The sequence below is a fragment of the Castellaniella sp. GW247-6E4 genome (assembly GCF_040276065.1).
In the GTDB taxonomy this organism is placed as follows: Bacteria; Pseudomonadota; Gammaproteobacteria; order Burkholderiales; family Burkholderiaceae_B; genus Castellaniella.
Window position 1 is genome coordinate 199014 of the sequence record NZ_JBELOI010000003.1, and the last position, 15738, is coordinate 214751.

The 15738-nt window shown below is 57.4% G+C and carries 9 protein-coding genes; 6 read left to right on the top strand and 3 right to left on the bottom strand.

Going from position 1 to position 15738, the window contains the following annotated elements; genetic code table 11:
• Positions 1-35 precede the first annotated feature (35 nt).
• Together ABS761_RS06075 and ABS761_RS06080 are read right to left on the bottom strand one after the other, a co-directional pair.
• Positions 36-2264, bottom strand: coding sequence for a hydantoinase B/oxoprolinase family protein (locus ABS761_RS06075; RefSeq protein ID WP_350407229.1), 2229 nt, complete (start codon positions 2262-2264; stop codon positions 36-38).
• 42 nt (positions 2265-2306) lie between these two features.
• On the bottom strand, positions 2307-4478 hold the full coding sequence (locus ABS761_RS06080) for a hydantoinase/oxoprolinase family protein (RefSeq protein ID WP_350407230.1): 2172 nt from the start codon (positions 4476-4478) through the stop codon (positions 2307-2309).
• 616 nt (positions 4479-5094) lie between these two features.
• Here ABS761_RS06080 and ABS761_RS06085 point away from each other — a divergent pair.
• From ABS761_RS06085 to ABS761_RS06095, 3 genes are all read left to right on the top strand, one after another.
• The gene (locus ABS761_RS06085; RefSeq protein WP_350407231.1) at positions 5095-5916 is read left to right on the top strand and encodes an SDR family oxidoreductase; all 822 of its coding nucleotides are present in this window, start codon (positions 5095-5097) and stop codon (positions 5914-5916) included.
• 178 nt (positions 5917-6094) lie between these two features.
• On the top strand, positions 6095-7156 hold the full coding sequence (locus ABS761_RS06090) for a WD40/YVTN/BNR-like repeat-containing protein (RefSeq protein ID WP_350407232.1): 1062 nt from the start codon (positions 6095-6097) through the stop codon (positions 7154-7156).
• 36 nt (positions 7157-7192) lie between these two features.
• The gene (locus ABS761_RS06095) at positions 7193-9691 is read left to right on the top strand and encodes an efflux RND transporter permease subunit (RefSeq protein ID WP_350407233.1); all 2499 of its coding nucleotides are present in this window, start codon (positions 7193-7195) and stop codon (positions 9689-9691) included.
• A gap of 49 nt (positions 9692-9740) precedes the next feature.
• On the opposite strand, the gene ABS761_RS06100 is transcribed toward ABS761_RS06095, so the two are convergent.
• Positions 9741-12521: a winged helix-turn-helix domain-containing protein gene (locus ABS761_RS06100; protein WP_350407234.1), complete on the bottom strand. Its 2781-nt coding sequence runs from the start codon at positions 12519-12521 to the stop codon at positions 9741-9743.
• Positions 12522-12725: 204 nt separating this feature from the next.
• On the opposite strand from ABS761_RS06100, the gene ABS761_RS06105 reads away from it, so the two are divergent.
• The 3 genes from ABS761_RS06105 to efp all read left to right on the top strand — a co-directional run bounded on the left by ABS761_RS06105 (position 12726) and on the right by efp (position 15688).
• Complete coding sequence (locus ABS761_RS06105; RefSeq protein WP_350407235.1) at positions 12726-13931, top strand: DUF2863 family protein; 1206 nt, start codon at positions 12726-12728, stop codon at positions 13929-13931.
• Between the two features lie 33 nt (positions 13932-13964).
• Complete coding sequence (gene earP / locus ABS761_RS06110; protein WP_350407236.1) at positions 13965-15059, top strand: elongation factor P maturation arginine rhamnosyltransferase EarP; 1095 nt, start codon at positions 13965-13967, stop codon at positions 15057-15059.
• A 71-nt stretch (positions 15060-15130) separates the two neighbouring features.
• Complete coding sequence (gene efp / locus ABS761_RS06115) at positions 15131-15688, top strand: elongation factor P (RefSeq protein ID WP_350407237.1); 558 nt, start codon at positions 15131-15133, stop codon at positions 15686-15688.
• The last annotated feature ends 50 nt before the right edge of the window (positions 15689-15738 follow it).

Below are 15738 nucleotides of genomic sequence, written 5' to 3' on the forward strand. Positions count from 1 at the left end.
GCACCCAAATATCATCATATTGTTGAGAACTGCGCTCAGGCGCTCCAGTCTTTTGAAAGACCCCAGAAGGCGACAAAATCCGAGTGCCATTTCTTACTTAGCTCACAACTTTCTTGGTACATCCGTTTGACTGGCGCAATAAAATCAAGCGACTGGACGCGTGGGCGTTCCTGTTCGATCCACTCGGCAACAGGCATGCTACGCGCCAATCGCTCATCGCGAATCGCCTGGCGGCGAGCCGAGGTCGCTTCTTGGTCGACATCCCATTGGCCATCTTTTCCCTGATGGGCCACGACACCATAAGCCGACTGGGCAAAGCGGGGCAGGAGCAAACCCTCGCTCAGATCGCTGGCAACCATTTTCGGATCGCGTTCGATGACATCGCCAAGACCGTGTCCGCCAAGCAGAATCGATAAATAGAGATCGTATTCCTCGTACGAATCGCTTAGGCGGTTCATCAGGTGGTCGCGCAGATGCTCGCCATTAACATGCGCACTGATGCCGCTTTCTTCCGGATTGCCATCTGCAACCGGATAGGGGAGGCCTTTTTCGAAGCGTTCCTTGAGATCAGTACGCCTGACATTGTGCCGGTAAGGATTGGAAGCCGGATAGCCGCCGAACAAACCACCCGAACAAAACACACGCGAATGGATAAGGTTGTACAGTTCCTGCCTCTGCGTGCCATGCAGCATGCGAACCGACTCCCACCCCGACCCGCCACGATACTTGCCCATACCCGCCGTACTCGGGCGCAAGCGGCGTCCAAGGTACATCAACGGCTCTATCAATTCCCAAGCTTCCACATCGCCCATATCCCCCTCGGGATTCCACATCGCAGCGCAGGAGTGCTCACCATCCTTCACGTAGCCGGCTGAAATGCCGACACAGCTCATCTCGAAATTGCTCCAAGCCATGTCCTGCCCGTAATGATTGATCCCACCACCCTGCGTCACATTACCTGTCAGCGGGATACCGGAAAGCACCTCTTCGACATAGCCGCGTGCAGTGAAGGCAATACCGAGTGCTCGTATCAGGCCCGTATAGGTGGGCACCAGATAACCCCAGGCGAGCGTGTTCGAGCAATACGGATTATCCGGATCGCCGAGCGAGCCATGTGGAATGTTCAATGTCGTAGCAAGATAGGCGCCATCGTTGACCTTGTCGTTTGGAATCAAGGTCTGCGTTAGCGCCACCCAGAGCCCCGCCTGCATCGCCGTCGGGGTGGCATTGAAAGAGTGATAGCCCCACTTGCTTGCACCCTCGAGACTGATGTCGAAGGTGCCATTCACTCCGATCTTGAGTTCCAGCGGCGCATGAATGAGGGTGTCGATGGCTGCATGCGGAGGCATGCGACCCACATCGATACTATGATTGAGATCGATGAAACTGCCAAACCTATATGTGCCTGGCACAGTCATGGATTTCAAGCTATTGATAAAGGAACGCCTGGTATCCTCAATCGCCTCACGGCAAAACAAGCGGAAGGCTTCAATGCCTTCACTCTCGATGAGGCTCAGCACAGCCTTGCGAATAAGGTGACAACCCGCGATACGGCATTTTTCATCAAGCACCCAATAAAAGGGCACCCTGGTAGCCGTCTGTGAGCGGATCTGATAGTCACGATGCAGCTCATCGTTGCTGCCGACCTTTTCAGCCGACAATATCCAGCCATCCTCGAAACGCGTGGTGCTGCCCATCGGCATGCCCGAAGGCTGTGCGGCCCCGACATCAAGTTCGTGAGTCACGCCAGCCGCCCAGGCAACCAGTTCGTTTTTCCAGAATATGGGTACGAACTGCTGCACATCAGCGGTATGAACATCCCCGATATGGGTGTCGTTGTTGATAAAGATATCTCCATCGGCGATTCCAGGATTCGTTTCATAACCACTACGAACCATGTGTTTGATCGCCTCGGACATCGTATGAATATGTGCCATGATGCCGGTGGACAGCGTGATCGAATCACCTTCCGGAGTGTAGAGACCGAAGCACAGCTCACCAATTTCACGCACGATCGGGGATGCAGATATATTCAAAGCTGTCTCGCGCGCCCCGACCAAGGCGCCGCGCAATCGTGATGCTATTTTCTCGAAGCGAATCGGATCAGCCGACTTGAGCGTCAATTCATGAATGCCCTGATACGAGCCAGTCTGACGAAATATCTGCTCACTATCCTCCAGCGCCTGGGCAAGCGACTTTCCCTGAAAGCCAATACCGGGGGCAACCGTCTGGTTGGACGAGTATTCTCTTAATTTCATATCCATCCTTTCCTAGGTGGAAAATTCAGCGATGACACAACCAATCGGTCAATGGATACTTGCCGGACCAGGCTTGACAACCGCATTCGTGTTCATATGAAAAATCCGATGCTCATCCAGGCGAGCCGAGCGCTCGGGAGGAATCAGCATCGTCGACGAAGGCGATTCGACCACGGCGGGGCCCTCGATCTCGCTACCCGCGGGTAATTGCAGCAGATCGATGATCATTGCGTCCATCCACTGAGCATTCCAATAGATTTTCCGCGAACCTTTTACGGCAACCTTCTTCCATTCATCGGGACCCGCAATTTGTTCGCGTGGAAGTATCGGCTTGTCGACCTCCGTAATGCCCCGCATGACCAGGCTGGTGATGAAATAGCCGAATTGTGGAGTGCGCGCAGCGAGCCCGTACACCTGCCCGTAAAGGCCTTCAAAAGCGTCACAAATGAGGTTCAGATCCTCAGCGGATTCAAGACGCTGTACCGGCGATGAGATCTCCAGATCGTTCAACTGGCCGTGATACAGCATGCGCACTCCCGGTTTGAATGTGATCAGATCTCGTGTTACGCCGCTCTTGGCGAAATCTTCGGCAACCTGATCGGCCATTTCACCCCATGCAGCAGTGATCGCATTTGCGAGAGCAGCACGCGCCTCGTGATCCATGGTTGGCAACAACGGCATATCAAGCTGGCGATCGACACGATATTCATAATCTCCGCAGGCGCATCCGAAAGCGGAAAATCCCGGAGCCCATGCAGGAATCAAGATATCCTCAAAAGCGATTCCATCTGTATAGCCGGCCACATGCAAGGGCCCGCCGCCGCCATAGGAGAGGCAAGTGAACGTTTCGGCGCCGTATCCTCTGCCTATGATCTGGCTGAGCAGGCTGTTACGTAAGTGATCCTCAAAAAGTTCCAAGACACCCGCTGCAGCACGGTACACGTCGATACCGAGCGGATTGGCAAGTTGGTCTTGTACATTGCGGATTGCGCGCTCACGGTCGAGAGTGATGTCACCGCCCAGGAAGAAATCCGGATTCACGTAGCCAAGCACCACGTTGCAATCAGTGATCGTGACGGTCGACACGTCTCCTTCGGGCCAACACGTGCCGATTCTCGAGCCAGCGCTGTCCGGTCCGATCTCAATACGGTTGTTGACTGGATTGACCCGCACGAAAGATCCAGTGCCCGACCCCACTGAATCGATGCGTACTAGCGGTATTGTCAGCAGGAACCGGGCAATATCCGGATTCTGCTTGATGGTGAACTCGCCATCGGTTATCAGCGCAAGATCGAACGACGTGCCACCGATATCCGAGCAAGCAATATTCCTGATGCCCATCTGGCCACCAAGATAGCGGGAGCCGATGACGCCCCCGATAGGACCACTGGTCAATGTGCATGCCAGCGTACGCGCTTCGGTGGAAACCGATCCGCCATGGCTCGCCATCACACGAATGTCAAATGCCCCCCCCGCATCCACGAGCCGACTCTTGACGTTACTCATAGTATTGCGCGAAGGCTCGGCCGCGTAGGCTTCAATGAGTGTCGAATTGAGCCGCGGGAAATCCTGGCGCATCGGATAGAGTTCGCTCGACAGAAACAATTTCACCGAGGCGCCACGGGTTTTGATGATTTCGCTTGCAATCGCCTTCACACGCTGCTCGTGGGCTCCATTCTTGTATGAGAAGATCAGGCATACGACGATTGCCTGCACCTCATCCTCGAGCAGGGCCTCGACAGCGAGACGAACCTCGTCGTCATATAGCGGGATCACCTCGCTGCCAAAAACATTGACCCGGCCACGCACGCCATGAATCCTGCTGCGGGGCACCAGCGGTTTATTGTGGCGATGAGTTGCCGTATGAATCCGATCAGAAAAACTATAGCCAAGATACGTCTGCACCCCGCGCTCCATGCGCAGGTAATCCTCCATCCCTCCGCTGACGATGATCCCCACCTTGTTGCCCTTGCGCTCGAGCAGGCGGTTCAGCATGGCTGTGCCAGAAAATATGCCGGTACGTATCTGGCTCAACCCCTCGGAGATGCCAAGATCCCACTGGCGCATCGCATCTTCCGCCGACTGCATGAACCCGATTGCTTCGTCCTGCGGCGTGCTTTGCGCCTTTCCGACGACAAACGCACCGGTGTCATCCACAACAAATGTGTCGGTCATCGTACCCCCGGCGTCAATACCCAAAATACGCGGCTTGCGCTTCATCCTGTCTCTTCCTTTACGGGCGTTGGCGTAATTCCGAATGCCCATGCTTGATACGACTCGAAAACCAGGTGATTCGGTTCAATAAAACACGACCCAATCCTGTCCTGACGCTTATGGTAGGTTCAAGCGCTGTCGAAGAAACCGTCTGAAGGGATAGATTTCGCGGTCTGCCTCCACCTATCCGAAAGAATAGGCGGAGCGCCATCCGTGCTGACAAGCAAACGTAGCGGCAAGGCCTCAGCGACTTCGCAAGGGAGTCCGTGCCGTCGGATCGCCCCATGCCATGCCACGGGGACCGCTCGAACCAGCATGACAACTTGACACAAGCTTCCTGCTAGCGCAGTGCGTACGCTTCCAGTCGTTCCGTGCTGTCAACGAGTACGCATTCAGATGGCCCGAGGAGGCTGTCTGGTTTGGGATGTCGAAAACGAAAAGCAGTCCCAGCGAAGGCTGTTTTTGCTGGATTTACGGTCCTATAGCTTGGCTCTGGGACAAGAAGGCGATAAAAAAATGGACTACTGCGATCGTTTTGCAGTCCACGTTTCCCACGCCCGACAAGCTACTATGCCCCGAGTGCAGCGATTTTCGCTCGGGATAGCCCTTCACAGGAAACGATATGACCTCCCTAAAAGGAAAGACCCTATTCATTACTGGTGCCAGCCGAGGCATCGGCAAGGCGATCGCACTTAGGGCCGCACGTGAGGGGGCAAATATCATTATTGCCGCAAAAACGAGCGAACCCGATCCGCGCCTCCCTGGAACAATCCATACTGCCGCCCGAGAGATACACGCTGCAGGAGGGAACGCGCTGGCCGTGGCTGTGGACATCCGGCACGAGCAACAGGTTGCTCATGCCGTCAGCCTGGGTGTCGCTGAATTTGGCGGTATCGATATACTGATCAACAACGCCAGCGCGATCGGCATCACAAGCATCCCTGAAACATCGCTAAAGCGCTACGACCTCATGATGGACATCAACGTCCGAGGTACATTCGTATGCTCGCAACTCTGCCTGCCACACTTGAGGCGCAGCAAAAATCCACACATCATGACTTTGTCACCTCCAATTGATCTGAATGCGAAATGGTTCGTCAACCACGCAGCGTATACCACATCAAAATACGCGATGAGTCTGCTGGTGCATGGGATGGCATCGGAATTCAGAAAATGGGGGATAGGCGTCAACGCCCTATGGCCCAGAACAGTCATCGCCACTTCAGCGCTCAATGTGGCCCAGGCTGGAGGCTCGCACTACAGCCGGACCCCTGAAATCATGGCTGACGCTGCTTACGAAATCCTGACCCGGGACAGCCGGCGAATAACCGGTAATTTTTTCCTTGATGAGAATGTGCTACGTGAAACTGGAGTCACGGATTTCTCGAAATACCTGACGGTTCCCGGTTCAGAGCCCACGACCGATCTATTCGTCGATCCCTGAGCCGCCATGCTGCCTACGATTGCCACAGATCGTTCAAACACAGCGCCTGGCCGCTTGCAACACATGAATCCCACGAGTGGGCTTCACCAGATCGTCCATTATGGGGTTACACGATGAGAAATCATTTCCGAGTCATGGCCCAGCACTGACCACTTGTGTTACGAGGAGGAAAAATTTCGTGCAAAACCACCATTTTGCTTGCGCCAAAATATTCAGTGCAATGCTGTGCCTGCTCATTCCCGCTCTGGGGTGGGCATTTGATGATCCGCTTGAAACTCCTGCCATGATGAGTGCCAAGGCCGCGACGTCGCCCATGCAAGGAATCGCTGTCGCAGGCTCCCACACCGTAGCGGTCGGAATACGAGGCCAGGTAGTGCTGTTTAATAGCGAGGGAGTTGCCTCGGCTCAGGCAGAGGTCCCTGTGAGCACGGATCTGCTGGCGGTGAGCTTCCCCACCGCCGAGCAAGGCTGGGCCGTGGGACACGGTGGTGTTGTCATTCATACGTCCGATGGCGGTATGAATTGGACCAAGCAATTGGATGGCCAACAAGCTTTCGCACTCGCCGTACATCATTTCCGACAGACCGGTGAGCCGGCAGCGGAACGCTTGTTCAAGCAGGAGGAAAGCCTGATGGAGGATGGCGGAACGCCTTCGTTCATGGGAGTGTATTTTAAAAGCCCAACCAGCGGCTATGTTGTCGGAACATTCAATCGAATTTTTCGAACAAAGGACGGCGGTAAGAGCTGGGTGCCCTGGATGGGTCATATAGACAATCCCGACGAATTGCATTTTCATGCAATAGCAGGCAACGGCAGCGAAGTCTATCTCGTCGGCGAGCGCGGCATGGTGTGGCGTCTGGACGCCGCTCGTCAACGTTTTTTGCCGATTCCAACACCGTACTCGGGAAGCCTGTTCGGCTTGGCCGTGATCAGCCCGGAAAGCTTGCTGGTGTTTGGCATGCGTGGACGGATTTATCGCAGCGAAAATGCGGGCACGACGTGGGACGAGGTGCCCAGTGGCACCTCCGCTGGCATTACGGCCGGTACCGTCCTGTCGAATGGAGACATCCTGCTAGCCAATCTCGCAGGCGGAATCTCGCTCAGTCGCGATGGCGGGCGGACATTCTCAGACGTGCAACCAAAGAGCCCCATGTCTTATTACGACCTCGTTGCACTGCCGGACGGTCACGTCGCAATCTCGGGATCCGAGGGCGTTCGGGTCGAGATAATCGGAAAATAGCCGATACAGTACCCCTATTGTAGACATGGAACTGAAATGATTGAAGTGGATGACATGAATAAATCCGAGCAGATGGCCGTCATCTCAAATCCCAAGGATTTCGATCAAAAATCTGGCAACCTCCTCGAGCGATTGATATTCAATAACCGACTTCTTCTGGTCATCGGATGCGCTATCCTGACGGTCATTTTTGGATTGAATCTAAGAGGACTGGAAATCAGTGCCAGCTATGAGAAGATGCTGCCTCAAAGCCATCCTTTCATTCAAAATTTTCTTGAATATCGAGGGGAACTGAAAGGACTAGGGAACTCCGTTCGTGTGGTCGTTACAAATCCCAATGGCGACATCTTCAATGCGGAATACCTCTCGGTCCTTGAGCAGATCAACGACGAGATATTTCTTTTGCCAGGAGTCAATAGGGCTTGGATAAAATCGATCTTTACACCGGTGGTACGCTGGTCGGAAGTGACGGAAGAAGGCTTCGACGGAGGCCCCGTTCTGCCGCATGACTACGATGGCAGTGCCAGGTCAATCGAGGACCTGCGAATCAATATCAATCGCGCGGGTGTCGTCGGCGATCTGGTAGCAAACGACTATGGGTCCAGCATGATCCAGATTCCACTGCTAGCATCGGACGCGCACGGCCAGTCAGTCGATTACGCTCAATTGTCGCAGGCGCTTGAGGAAATCCGGGCCAGATACTCATCGGTGGACGGCGCGACCGAACCCAAGGTGGAAATTCACATCATTGGATTCGCAAAACTCGTCGGCGACCTGATCGATGGGCTGGGCAAAGTCATGACGTTCTTTGGCGTGGCTGCCGCTGTCGCGGCACTCATCATTTTCTTGTACACCCGCTGTATCCGCAGCACCCTACTGGTGCTGGCCTGTTCGCTGATCGCCGTGATCTGGCAGTTGGGTATCGTGGTCGGTCTGGGGCATGGTCTCAACCCATACTCGATACTCGTACCTTTCCTGGTGTTCGCCATTGGCGTGAGTCATGGCGCACAGAAAATGAATGGCATCATGCAGGACGTAGGCCGCGGCATACACAAATTGGTGGCTGCCCGCTACACCTTTCGTCGCCTGTTTGTAGCCGGGCTGACAGCGTTGCTCGCAGATGTCGTGGGCTTTGCGGTCCTGATGGTGATTGATATTCCGGTCATTCGCGAGCTGGCTCTGACCGCCAGTCTGGGCGTAATGGTGCTTATTATCACCAATCTCATATTGCTGCCTGTACTATTGTCGTACATAGGGGTCAGCCCAATCGCCGCCAAGCGCAGCCTGAAAGAAGAGCGCGACGGAGCCAAAGAGCACGGAATCATCGCCGCGCTATGGTGCGGAATCAACCGATTTACTGAGAGAAGCTGGGCATCCGTAGCCATCATATTTTCCCTGGTTCTCGGTGTGAGCGGATTCATCGTTAGCACGGATCTGAAAATCGGCGACCTAGACCCTGGAGCTCCGGAGTTGCGGGAAGACTCCCGTTACAACCTGGACAATGCATACATCACTTCTCATTATGCAATTTCGAGTGATGTCTTTGCGGTCATGGTGAAAACCCCGGCAAACGGTTGCGGCACATACGAAACGCTGGTCGAAATGGACCGCCTGAGCTGGCTACTGCGCCAACAGTCCGGTGTGCAGCATGCTGCTTCCCTTGCAGATACCGTACGCAACTACACCTCGGGATCGTACGAAGGCAATCCGAAATGGTTGACGATCAGCGACAATCAACGTGTGCTTGATGCCCAAATCAGCAATGCGGCTGGCTGGGACTCAGAGTTCATCAATACCGACTGCTCATTGGTTCCTGTTCTGGCATATCTCTCTGATCACAAAGCGGAAACACTGGAGCGCGTCGCTGATACGGCAAGCGCGTTCGCCAAACACCATGATACCGATCAGCGGAAATTCCTCTTGGCAGCAGGAAACGCAGGAGTCGACGCAGCCACTAATGCCGTAGTACGTGATTCGAATCGGCTCATGCTGCTCTATGTATACGCCGCCGTGATCTTGCTCTGCGCCATTACATTTCGCAGTTGGAGGGCTGTCGTGGTGGCCGTCATGCCGCTCGTGCTGACATCCATCCTTGCCGAAGCACTCATGGTACAGCTCGGCATGGGAATCAAGGTTGCCACGCTGCCAGTTGTCGCGCTGGGGGTAGGCATCGGTGTTGATTACGCGCTTTATCTGCTGAGCGTTCAACTTGCGGTCCAGCGCGCGGGCCTCCCGCTACGAGAAGCCTACCGTAGGGCGGTTGGTTTTACCGGCAAAGTCGTGGGACTCGTTGGCATAACCCTGGCGGCTGGAGTGATTACATGGGCTTGGTCCCCCATCAAATTCCAGGCGGACATGGGCATCTTGCTGACTTTCATGTTCATCTGGAACATGTTGGGCGCACTGATATTGATTCCCGCGTTGTCACATTTTTTACTTCAAGGCGAAACTTCCGTAAGAACGCGGCACGATACAAGGACAAGCCCGGAAGAACAGGATTCCTCACAGCCCATTGTGACTGCCCATATCATCTAAGAATTGTAAATATCCGCCAATTACCGCTCAAGTTCAAATGACTTGAGAGCTAGCTAAGCAAGCCCAGACGGCGCGCAATAGCGACAGCCTGAACGCGATTCTTGGCGCCTGTCTTGGCGTTGATGTTCCGTAGATGGAACTTGATCGTCGCTTCAGACAAGAATAAGCGATCCGCAACCATCTGATTAGAGAACCCCTGTGCGACGAGATACAGCACTTGCATCTCCCGGCTTGAAAACTGCTCTCTGATATTGAAGGAGTCCGTGAATGGGACTCGCACCCCAATGCTCGAGGCACCAGGTCGACCACCTTGATTGCGATGCTCATCAAGGCGTCTCGGTTCTTCGAGAATTTTCTCGGCATGGATACGACACAAGATGCGGGTAATCGGCTCACCTTCGTCCAGTAGCGTCCGACGATAGCCTTCGCGCATGGCCAGCGAAACGACTTCACCCAGAATTTCGATGGCAGCCGCCTCGTCTCCCGAAAGCACTGTCGCCTTGACCAAAAGTACCCTGATGAGCAAAGCGCGGTGCGAGCGTTGCTTGGCTTCAGCTTGCCGCAGCAGGAGCTTAAGCCTCGCTTGAGCGGCATGATACTCGCCCTGGGCCAGCATGAGGCGGCACCGAACGTAGGAGGGCATTAAATGCTCGTTGGCGAAGGGACGCCAATCTTCGTAGCGCAACCAGTCGGCTCCCGCCTCTGCCAATTCAATTTGCTGTTCAGCATAGTTGAGGTCGCCGCTATCGATCGCGAGCCTCGCCCGCAAAAGACGCGCAGAAGCAACGATACGAGAAACCTCGCGCTTCTGCCCCAGGCGCTCAAGCGCGTCAACCCATTTGTGCGCACCGTCCCAATCCTGCCTGGCACGGTGAATTAGCGTCAGAGTGCGATGGCTTTGGATCAGGAAATCCCACATGCCGCTTTCGGTGATGCCCTCCAGGTGACAAAGCAGGTGTTTCTCGCTGTCACCGATCTGGTTCGTTTCGTACATCGCGTCAGCTAGATAAACGGCAGCAGCGACTGGGCCCTGGGAGTTTGGACTCATCCCCTCGGGCACGATGGACGCGCCCGTGAAATGCCGCAACGCCGCATGCAAACGCCCTTGCGCAAGCTCTGCCATCCCGGTCAGAAGCTGGTGGTGGATAAGACCGACCGCGCTATTAGTGCGCTGATGGCTTTCCCGGACGATATCGAGAAGCGGGGTCGTTTCGGCGAAGCGACCCGAGGCGATGGTTGCATAGGCCATAGCGCTTGCGACGATAGCCCGGCCAAACGGGCCATCGTTCGAGATGCGCGGGAGTTCCTCGACTCCCATGGTATAGGCATCCTCAAAGTGATCTGTGAAACCCAATAGCACAACCCGCATTGCCCGCAGATCGTCGGCGTGACACTGTTTTCCACCATCTGATGCCGCCAATCTAAGCGCCAACGACTCAAGGCGCGTTTGCGCCTCTGCATAGCGGTAGAGAAAGATCAAAGCCCAGGCGTACTTGATTTCGAGTGCGATGCGCGTCCGAAGAATCTCGGCGGGTAGCGAATCGATCCATCCAGCGATCGTCGCCATACGCCCGGCGTGAAGCGTTTCGTCAACGCCCTGTTCCATACGCTGCGCCGCATAGTCCATATCACCAGTAGTGAGAGCATGGCGCACCGAAGAAATCCACCAGCCTTGCTCAGCATGCCAAGCCGAGGCTCTACGATGTAGCGCGGAAGCGTCTAAGCTATGCGTACGCAACAATCGGCCTCGCAGAAATTCCGCAAACACACTATGGTAGCGAAAGCGCGTGCGCTCGCTGTCTAGCGGCATGAGAAAGAGGTTCGATCGCTCAATCTGTTCGAGCAGAAAAAGGCTGTCCTGCCGACCAGTCACCATATCGCAAAGCGGGGCGGAAAGTTGATTGAGAATGCAGGTTTCCAGCAAAAAAAGGCGAATATCCTCAGACTGGCGAGAAAAGACGTCATCCGCCAGATAATCTGTGATACCTGCCGAGCTGGTGCTGAGCGCATCCAGCAGCGACCCTGCACTCTGCCCAGCCGCGAGAGAAAGCGCGACAAGCTGCAGGGCCACGACCCAACCTTCAGTATCTTTCTGGAGTATATGCACCTCATGGTCAGAGAGTGCAAGCCCTCTGGTGGTGCGGAAAAACTCCCGCGTCTCGTCCTCCGAGAATCGTAAGGCACCCATCGAGAACTCAATCGCCAGACCTCTTACGCGCAGACGGGCGAAGCCAACCTCAGGTGCGCGTCGAGAACCAATGACAATCTGTTGATGCATGGGGAGTTGGTCAGCAAGCCGACGGACCGCTTCCAGAACGCGCTCGTCTGTAATGTACTCGAAATCATCCAGGAAGAGAACAAAAGGCACCTCGAGATTTGCCAGAGAGTCGATCAGCTCAGTCACAATCCCAAGAAAACTCCTCACTTGATCAGGACCATAGGAACCAAGTATGGATTCCTGGCCAAGCTCCGGCACGATCGGTGCCAACGCCGCGACAAGATAGCCCAGAAAGCGCGCCGGATCATTGTCGGCTTCATCGAGCGTAATCCAAGCCGTGGCGGTTTTGTTATTTTGCAGTTGCTCTCGCCACTGAGCCAAAAGCGTCGTCTTTCCGAATCCTGCCGGAGCATGCACCACGATCAGCTTGGCTGCTGGGAAGAGCCCCGAGCCAATTCCAAGCCGATTACGCACCAAGAGTGCGGCTGGGGAAAGTGGCGGCAAAAGCTTGGAGAGTCGCAGATTCATTGGCACCGAAGTAGATATATCCAATGTGCCACCGATGGCGGGGGATACTCCAGCAGTGTAACCGGTCAGCAAGCCATGCCGCATTTACCCTTACTCCTCTTATTGTGATCCAGTCCAGCTGCATGCAGACCAGGAAAACTGACGCTACTCATTGCATCTCGAACGACACCCAGGCATCATCTATATTCAGAAGGCCCCTCTGCGGTCAATGACCGCACCCCCGGCACCGCCGGCGCTTATGCGGGGATGGCGGTACACTAGTGAGCTGTAGCTCTTCGTCCGCACGTCATGGCCTCCACCTCTCGTCACACCCACCTCTCCCGCCCCTCCCGGTCCCTGATCGCCTTGGCCGACGCGCTGGCGCGCTCGGGCAGCCGCATCGAGGACGAGTATTGGGAACGCCAGATCGGCGTCCTGCTGGACCGCGCGCTTTCGGGCAAGCCCGGACGCACCGTCGAATCCGCCCTCGACCACCTCATGGACGCCCAGTCGCAGGCCTACGAGGTCCTGGTCGAACAGGCCGAGAACCGCTCGGAATCCCTGCGATTCACGCACCAGGGCCAGACCTGGGACGCCCTGCTGTTTTCCGCCCCCATCCTGGCCTGGACGCGCTACAAGCTGCCTGAGGGCGGGCTGATCGCGTCACAGACGCGCGAACTGGAAGCCCTGCTGGCCGACTCCATCGCGGCGCCAGGCGCGCACCTGGCGCTGCTGCCCGAGCTGGTCCGCTTCGAGCGCCTGCCGCAATCCTTCCACGAGACCCGCGCCTGGACCCAAAGCCTCGCGCTGCGCGCCCTGGGCAGTGGCCAAGGCGCGCCGGTCCAGGGCGATGCCGAGCAACCCGACAATCTGCTCGCCGACGTGCTGTTCCTCGTGGGGGCGATCGCGGTCCCCGAGGGCGAGCCGCTATTCCGGTGGCAGGATGCCCGCGCCGAGCGCCCCGGCGAGCTGCGCGAGGAATCCTCGATCCGCTGGGGCGCGAATTGCGCCCGGCTCCTGGATCCGGCGTTCACAGGCTGCCAGGTCGAGTATCTGCAGCCCGAGGCCTACTACACCAGCACCCGCCTGGCCGACCAGCGCATCCGCCCGCTCTCGATCAAGGCCGCCGTGACCTGGCTGCAGACCGCCGGACACATCCCCGCCAAGGATCTGCGCGCGGCCATCGTCGCCTGCGGGGAGCAAAGCATCGAGGAATACCGGGTCGGGTTCTGCACACGCGAGAACAACGACGTCATCTATGGCTGTGTCTGGCCGGCCCTGAGCCGCGAGGAGGCCTCGCCAGAGCCCGGCGCCGACGGGCAGGTCAACACCTGGGAAGAGATCGCCGCGCTGCTGCGCGAGGAAGGCATCCAGGACGTTCGCCGCCTGCCGGGCGTGCAGGCGCTCGAATTCTGTGACGACTGCGGCACCCCTTACTTCCCCAATATGCTGGGTGAAATGCAGCATCCCGAGCTGCCCGAGGAAATCGACCCGGAGCCCATGCATTTCCATTAAGGTCCGCCAAGACCGCCAGGAGGCATCGCTCCGATGACCCGACCGGCCTTCGACGTGTTCTGCCGGGTGATCGACAACCTCGGAGACGCCGGCGTCTGCTGGCGTCTCGCCGCCCAGCTCGCCGCCGCGGGCCACGCCGTCAGGCTCTGGATCGATGACCTGGCGCCGCTGGCGCGGATCCTGCCCGAGATCGACGCCTCGTCGACAGACCAGACGATGGCGGGCGTCCGCGTCCTGCCCTGGGCGGGCGCCGAAACGGCCCTGCCGCCCGCGGACGGCGTCGTCGTTGAGGCCTTTGCCTGCACGCCGCCCGCAGCCTACCTGAGCGCCATGGCGGGTCGCGGCTGCCTCTGGATCAATCTCGAGTACCTCAGCGCCGAGGACTGGGTGCGGGGCTGTCACGGCCTGCCCTCGCCCCAAGCCAACGGAGTTCCCAAGTATTTTTTCTTTCCCGGTTTTGCCCCAGGCACCGGCGGGCTGCTGCGCGAGCCCGGGCTGATCGCCCGGCGCGATGCCGCGCGGATGATCAGCCGGCGGCACCGTTTGCACGCCCTGACCGGCCGGGATTTCGGCGACCTGGCCGACGAGGCCCGGGTGGTCCTGCTATTTTGCTATCCCGACGCCCCTCTGGCGGGCCTGCGGCGCGCGCTCGCGACCGATCCCCGCCCCACTCTGCTGCTGGCGCCGGGCGCGCTGCCCGACGGCCTGGCCGACGAGGACAGCCTGCACGTGCAGGCTGTCCCTTTCGTGCCTCAACAGCGCTTCGACGAGTTGCTGTGGTGCTGCGACCTGAACCTTGTGCGCGGCGAGGACTCTCTGGTGCGCGCCCTCTGGGCGGGCACCCCGCTGCTCTGGCACATCTACCCCCAAGCCGACGACGCGCATCTCGACAAACTGGAGGCCTGGCTGGCGCTCGCGGCGCTGCCACCGGCCGCCGCCGACGCGGTGCGCGCCTGGAACGGCCACGACGACGCGGCCTGCGCACAAGCCCTGGTGGAGGCCCTAGCGGCACCGAGATTCGAGGCCTGGTCCCAGCGCAGCCGGCAATGGTCGGACGCGCTGTCGGCGCACACGGATCTGGCCCAGAATTTGTTGGCGTTTTGCATGCGGTGTCGCCAAACGAGTTAGAATAGAGAGTTAATATTTGTCAGCCGTGCTCCGCACCCCACGGGGCAGATCACCCCGGAGTCCTTTCCCCTATGAAAACCGCACAAGAATTGCGCGTCGGCAACGTCGTCATGGTCGGCAGCGATCCCTTGGTCGTCCAAAAGGCCGAATACAACAAGTCGGGCCGCAACTCCGCCGTCGTCAAACTCAAATTCAAGAACCTGCTGTCCGGCAGCGCCAGCGAGTCCGTCTACAAGGCCGACGAAAAATTCGAACAGGTCGTGCCCGACAACAAGGAATGCACCTATTCCTATTTCGCCGACCCGATGTACGTGTTCATGGACGAGGAATACAACCAGCACGAGGTCGAGGCCGACAGCATGGGCGAGGCGCTGAACTACCTCGAGGAAGGCATGACCGTCGAGGTTGTCTTCTACGAAGGCCGCGCCATCTCGGTCGAGCTGCCCACGATCATCGTGCGCGAGATCTCGTACACCGAGCCGGCCGTCAAGGGCGACACGTCGGGCAAGGTCCTCAAGCCCGCCAAGATCAACACCGGCTACGAGCTCGCCGTGCCGCTGTTCTGCAACATCGGCGACAAGATCGAAATCGACACGCGCACCAACGAGTACCGCAGCCGCGTGATGTAAGTCCGAAGGCACCAAACAAAAGAACTCGAGTCCTTGAAGGACGGCCTCGA